Below are 6,561 nucleotides of genomic sequence, written 5' to 3'. Positions count from 1 at the left end.
GGGAGGTTGCGCGGGCATCAGATGACGCCTTCTTCAAGGGTGTGCGGGGTGGGCAGGCGTTCGAGGGTCTGCGCCACTTCCAGCAGGCTGGCGGCGCCGAACAACTGGCCCATGGGCAGTTCCACGCCAAGGCGGCTGCGCAGCATTTCGAGAAAACGCGTGGCCAGCAGGCTGTCGCCACCCAGGCGGAAAAAGTTGTCGTGGCGCGATACGTTCGGCACCTTGAGCAAGTGCTGCCAGAGCTCGGCGATCACGTGTTCGCCGGCGCTCAGCGGTTGCTCATCCAGCGCCACGCGTGACTGGGCGGCGGCGGTCAAGGGGGCGAGCAGTGCACGGCGATCGACCTTGCCGTTGCTGTTCAATGGCAGGCGTTCAAGCACCAGGACCTGTTCCGGGCGCATGTACGCCGGCAGGCACTGTTCCAGGTGTTGCGCCAGCACCTCGGCGCAGGTGCTGGCAGTGACAGCGGCCATCAGACGGTTGTCGACGACCAGCGCCACGGCGCTGTTCACACAGGGATGGCGAGCCAAGGCGGCTTCGATCTCGCCCAGCTCGATGCGATGACCACCGATCTTCACTTGACTGTCGGCCCGCCCGAGAAACTCCAGCAGGCCATCAGGGTGGTAGCGGCCGAGGTCACCGGTGCGGTACCAACCGTCGACAAAACGTTCGGCATTCAACTGCGGCGCGTGGCGATAGCCGCGCGCGACGCCGGCGCCGCCGATCCACAATTCCCCCGTGACCCAGTCCGGGCAGTCACGGCCCAGGGCATCGACCACCCGGTAGGCCTGGTTGGTCAACGGCACGCCGTAGGGGATCGAACGCCAGCCCGGCAGTGGTGGTTGCACCTCGAAGTGGTTCGACCAGATCGCCGCTTCGGTCGCGCCGCCAAGGGCGATAAAACGGCAACTGGGGGCCTGGTCTTGCAGGCGTTGCGGCAGGTCGAGGCCGATCCAGTCGCCGGACAGCAGCGCGACCTTCAGATCCAGGCGCTGACGGTCTTGGGCGTTGGCTTCCAGCAGCATGTCGAGCAGCGCCGGCACGCTGTTCCACAAGGTCACGCGGTGCTGTTGCAGTGCCTTGAGCCAGGCCCGTGCATCGCGGCGCTGGTCTTCGTCGATCAGCACCAGGGCGCCGCCCACCGAGAGCAGGCCGAACAGGTCGTATACCGACAAATCGAAGTCCAACGCCGACAGGGCGAGGCCCCGGTCGGTGGCCTGGACGTCATAACGGCGGTTGATGTCGGCCACGGTATTCATCGCCGCACGGTGTGTGATTTCCACACCTTTGGGCTGGCCAGTGGAGCCGGAGGTGTAGATCACATACGCCAGCTCACCCGCCGCGAGAGGCCGTGGTGCCGCCAGCGGTTCGGCTTTCAGCGCGCTGGATGGCTTGAGGTGTTTGACGCCGGGCAGCTGCGGGTCGTGCTCGGCGAGCATCAGGGTCACGCCAGCCTGTTGCAGTATTCGCTGGCAGCGCTGCAACGGCTGGTCGACACCCACCGGCAGGTACGCGGCGCCGGCCGCCAGAATGCCCAGTACGCAGGCGACCTGCTGCGGCCCTTTGGCCAGGGACACGGCCACCAGGTCGCCAGGTGCGACGCCTGCATCCATCAGGCTGTGGGCGATACGCAACGCACGGTCAGCCAGTTCGCCGTACTTCAGCGTGCCGTGTTCACCCCATAACAGTGCCGGGCTTTGCGGAGTCTGGCGCGCCTGTTCAAAGAAACCCTGGTGCAGCGTCGGGTCGCCCGGCACGCGGTCGCCCGGGGCGTTGAGCTGCGCACGCCGTTGCGCCTGGGCCTGGGGCAGCAGGTCAGGTGGAGCGCTGTCCCAGGCGTGCTCGGCCAGCCAGTTGAGGCTATGCAGGTAAGCGGCGAACATCGTTTCGACCAAGCCTTCGGGAAACAGGCCGACCACACGATCCCAGTTCAGGGCGATACCACCGTTCGCTTCGACGACCTGGTGGTCGAGCCACACTTGCGGGGTTTGTGTCAGGCCGAACACCTGGCGGGCAAACGGGCCATCGACCGGTGCCGCCGTGCCATCCGGCACGCCCAGGGCACTGGTGAACACCACTGGCATGCTCACCTGTTGCTCGCCATTGCCACGGGCCAGTTGGCGCAGCAGGCTGACCGACCCCACGCAGCGATGCTCCAGCGCCTCGCCCAGGGATTGCTGGGTACGCCGTGCGCGGTCGACCCAACGCTCACCCGCCACCGGCACATAACCGAGCAGGGTCAGCGAGGTAAAGTCGCCCATTATTTGGTCGACCTGTGGGTGCAGGGGGCGGCGATCGAACAGCGTGAGGTTCAGGCTTAGGTCCGGGCGTGCGCTCCAGCGGCCGAGGGTTTCGGCAAAGGCACAGAGCAGCACCGCTGAGGCGGTCAGCCCTTGTTGCTGGGCCTTGGCCAGGATCGCTTGCCAGGCGCTGGCATCGATCTGCCCCTGCAGGCGTTCAAAGCGTGGCCGGCCGAGGCTGGCGGGGTCGGCGGCCAGCGGCAATTGCGGGTGGGGGGGCAATTGCGGCAGACGTTCCTGCCAGAAGCGCTGCGCGGCTTGCAGTTCGGCAGGCGCCGCGGCGCACTGCAATTGGTAATCGCGGAACGACAGAGCCAATGGGGCGAGCGCCATGTCGGGCTCACGGTACAAGGCATCGAGTTCGGCGTAGAAACGCAGGATGCTCAGGGCATCGAGGATCAGGTTGTCCAGGCTGATCGCCAAGCGTGTATGCCGGCCATGGGTAACCGCTTGCACGTCGAATAGCGGCCATTGGTGGGGGTCGAACACGCGATGGGCACAGTGCTCGCGCAGGTCGTCGAGGCTGGCGTGGCCCTGGCCGATCAGGAAGGGCGGCACCTGTTGCAGGATGCGCGCCTGGCCGCTGTGATCGAACACGGCACGCAACATTTCGTGGCGCTCGATCAGACGCTGCAGGGCGCGTTGCAGGCGCGGCAAGTCGAGGTCTTCGACGTCGTATTCACGGTAGAAGTGGCAACTCACGCCCCCCAACACCAGGCTGGGATCGCGGCCCAGCCAGTACGCCTGTTGCACCTCGGTCATCGGGAACGACGCATGGCGTTGAGCCAGGTCTGCAACAATGGTGCGCGCGGATTCGGCCCGGACCTGTTGATGCAGAGTGGTACAAAACTGCGCCAACACCGGCTTGGCAAACACCTGGGCGATGCGTGCACCGCCCAACCCGTGTTCGGCGAGCAGGCGCACCAGGCGGGTAGCGCTCAGGGAGTCGCCGCCCAAGGCAAAGAAATTGTGCTCGCGGCACACCTCGCTACAGCCGAGCAGCTGCTGCCAAGCGCGGGCCACCTGCTGTTCGATGTCGCCGCAGGGCGGTGTCAGGTTGGCCTGCTGCGCCGGGCTGTGCTGGGCGAGCCAGGCGTGTAGGGCCTTGCGGTCGACCTTACCATTGCCGGTCAAGGGCAACTGCGCGCAGCCGAGGATGAACGTGGGAATCATATACGCCGGAAGGCGCTCGGCCAGGCCCGGCAGGTCAATGGGCGCAGGCTGCGCGGGGCCGTGCGCCTGGCGTACAACCGCCGCCAATTGCTGGCCGGCCAGCAGCACGACGGCGTGCTCCACGCCTGGGCAGGCCAGCAGTGCCTGTTCGACTTCGCCAGCTTCGATGCGATAGCCGTGCAGCTTGAGCTGGAAGTCTGTACGCCCGAGGAATTCGACATTGCCGTCGGGGTGGTAGCGTGCACGGTCGCCAGTGCGGTACCAGCGCTGGCCTTGATAGTCGACAAAACGCTCGGCGCTGCGCACGCGGTCGCCGCGATACCCTTCGGCAACCCCGGCGCCGCCGATCCACAGTTCCCCCGCCACCCAGTCCGGGCAGTCATGACCCTGGTGGTCGACAATGCGCAGGCTGACGTTGTCCAGCGGTTTGCCGTAGGGCAGGCAATGCCATTGCAGCGGTTGGCCGGGGAAGGCTTCGAACAGCGTCGAGTGGATCGCCGCTTCGGTGGCGCCGCCCAAGGCCATGAAGCGACAGCCTGGCGCCTGAGCCCACAATCTTGGCGCCAGGTCCGGGGCGACTTTGTCACCGCCCAGCAACACCGCACGCAGCGGCAGGCGGGCGTCGGCCGCTGCGCAACCGAGCAACATGTCCAGCAGCGCCGGTACGCAGTTGAGCACGCTGGCGTGGTGCAGCAAGGCCAGTTCACGCCAGCGCAGGGCATCGCGCTGCGCTTCGGGCTCGATGCCAATCACCGCCGCGCCGGTGGACAGCGCGGCAAACAGGTCGAACACCGACAGGTCGAACTCCAGCGCAGAGAGCGCGAGAATGCGATCGTCGGCGGTCAACTGCAGGCGCCGTTGCAGGTCGTCCAGGGTGTTGGCTGCGGCCAGGTGGCTGATTTCCACGCCCTTGGGGTCGCCGGTGGAACCGGAGGTATAGAGGATATAGGCTAGGTCGCTGATCGCGCCGGGCCGGGGGGCTTCCAGCGCGGGGCCCTCGGATGGCAGGGCCTTGAGCAGTAACCGCGCGCCCGACCCGTCACAGATTTTCTGGCAACGCGCCTCGGGCTGGTCGATGCCGATCGGCAGGTACGTGGCACTGCAGGCGAGGATGCCCAGCACCGCGATGACCTGTTCGGGCCCCTTGGGCAGTTGCAGCGCCACCACATCGCCGCGCCGGATACCTTGGTCTTCCAGGTACGCCGCCAGTTGCAGGGCACGCTCTGCCAGCTCGCCATAGCTGATGACGGGAGGGTTGCCCTGCAGCAATGCGGGCAATGTGGGCGTCAGGCGTGCGTGGGCAAAAAACGCTTCATGCAGGCGCTTGACGGGCAGGGCGACACGTTGGCCTTGCACGGCTTGGCGCACTGCCAGTTGCGCGGCGGGGACCAGCGCTGGCGGTGCCTGATGCCAGCTGGCGGGGTCAAAACACAGGCGTTGCAGCAGGTCGGTATAGGCCTTGAACATGCCATCGAGCACGCCGCCGGCGAACAACCCTTCACGCGCATCGAGGTTGACCAGGATACCGCCGTCCAGCTCGGTGACTTGCGCATCGAGCCATACCTGCGGGCCTTGGGAAATGATCCATGCCGGCTGGCCAAAACTGGCTTGTACGCCCTCGGCGAACAGCTCGCCCAAGCCCAGCGCGCTGGTGTACACCACGGGTGCCAGCACTTGCTCACCGCGTTGGCGGGACAGTTCGCGCAACACCTCCAGGCCGGAAAACGCACTGTGTGCGACGTCGCTGTGGAATCGCCGTTGCAGGGCTGTGGCGCGTGCGGCAAACGTGCCGGCGACCCGGCCGTCCCAGGCCAGCAGGATTGACGAAGTGAAGTCCCCGACCAGACGATCGACGTCGGCATGCAGCGGTGTGCGGTTGAACAGCGGCAGGTTGAGCAATAACTCGGGTGTATCGCACCAAGCGCCAAGGGCCTCACAGAACACCGCCGCCAGCGCCATGGCCGGCGTGAGCCCGTGTTCCCGCGCCTGGCGTTCGAATGCCTGGCGTTCTGACGGCGGCAGCCAATGGTGACGACGGCAGACCTGGCGGTCATCGCCCTGGGGCTTGATCGGTAGGCTCGGAGCACCGGGCAATTGATCGAGGCGCTGTAACCAGTAGTCGCGCGCTTGTTGGTGGCGATCACGCTGCTCGGCGCTGTTCTGTTCCTGGCGCAGGTCGGCCAGGTAGCGGGCAAAGTTGTAGTCCAGCGCGGGCAGGGGGTGTTGGCGGTACAACTGCACCAGGTCGCCGAGCAGAGTGCGCAGGCTCAGGGCATCGGCGGCGAGCATGTCGAGGTTCAGGTGCAGACGGGTGCCGTTGGGCAACAGCGATAGCTGGATATCCAGCACCTGGCCTTGTTCAACGGCCAGCTGACGGTGGGACAGCTCGGCGCGCAAGGCCGCCAACCGTTGCTGCACCTGCTCGGCGCTGGCCTGGCGCAGGTCATGCACCGTCAATCCTGGCCACGGGCTGTGCGCGAGGATCTGCTGGCGGCCGTCATCGAGAAACTGCGCCCGCAACATCGGGTGCCGCGCGAGCAGGGCACGTACGGCCGCTTCCAACCGTATCGGGTCAACGTCCTGGCCATCGAACTCGTTATAGAAGTGCGCGGCCACGCCACCCAACTGTTGGCCGGGGGCGCGGCCGATCCAGTAGGCGTGCTGCATCGGCGCGAGTTCGAACGGTAAGCTGTCGTCGATAGAGGTGCTGATCGGCGCGGTGGCTGTGGGCGCTGTGTCAAGCAGGGCCAGCCAGGCACACAGGCGCGGGTCCGCTACCAGGTCGGCGAAACGTGCGGCCAGGCCTTGGCGGCGCCATTGGCCGGCGAGGCGGATCAGGGTGACGGAATCCAGCCCCCATTCGATCAGGTTGGCCTCCAGGGGCACCTGGTCGGCGGGCAGTCCAAGGGCGTCGGACAGGGATTGGCGCAGCAGTATTGCGGTTGAGGTGCTGGGAGTGGCCATGGCTCAACGTCTTCTCATCGCTAGGGCCCGGACCGGGGTTGGCCCAGGCGCTGGGGGCAGGCAAATGCATGGGGGAAGATGCTAGTCATTCTCATTTTGGCGACTACCCGGATCGAATCGTTTT

At 66.4% G+C, this 6,561-nt stretch carries 1 protein-coding gene; it reads right to left on the bottom strand.

Annotated elements, in window-relative coordinates; genetic code table 11:
- Positions 1-17: 17 nt before the first annotated feature.
- A complete protein-coding gene (locus tag AB4O08_RS28270; protein ID WP_460143648.1) occupies positions 18-6,437 on the bottom strand; it encodes an amino acid adenylation domain-containing protein in 6,420 nt (2,139 codons plus the stop codon).
- Positions 6,438-6,561: the final 124 nt, after the last annotated feature.

The sequence above is a fragment of the Pseudomonas sp. H3_E07 genome, from assembly GCF_054668895.1.
The sequence above is the reverse complement of the archived record's forward strand: the minus strand, read 5'-3'. Positions and strand labels throughout refer to the sequence as shown.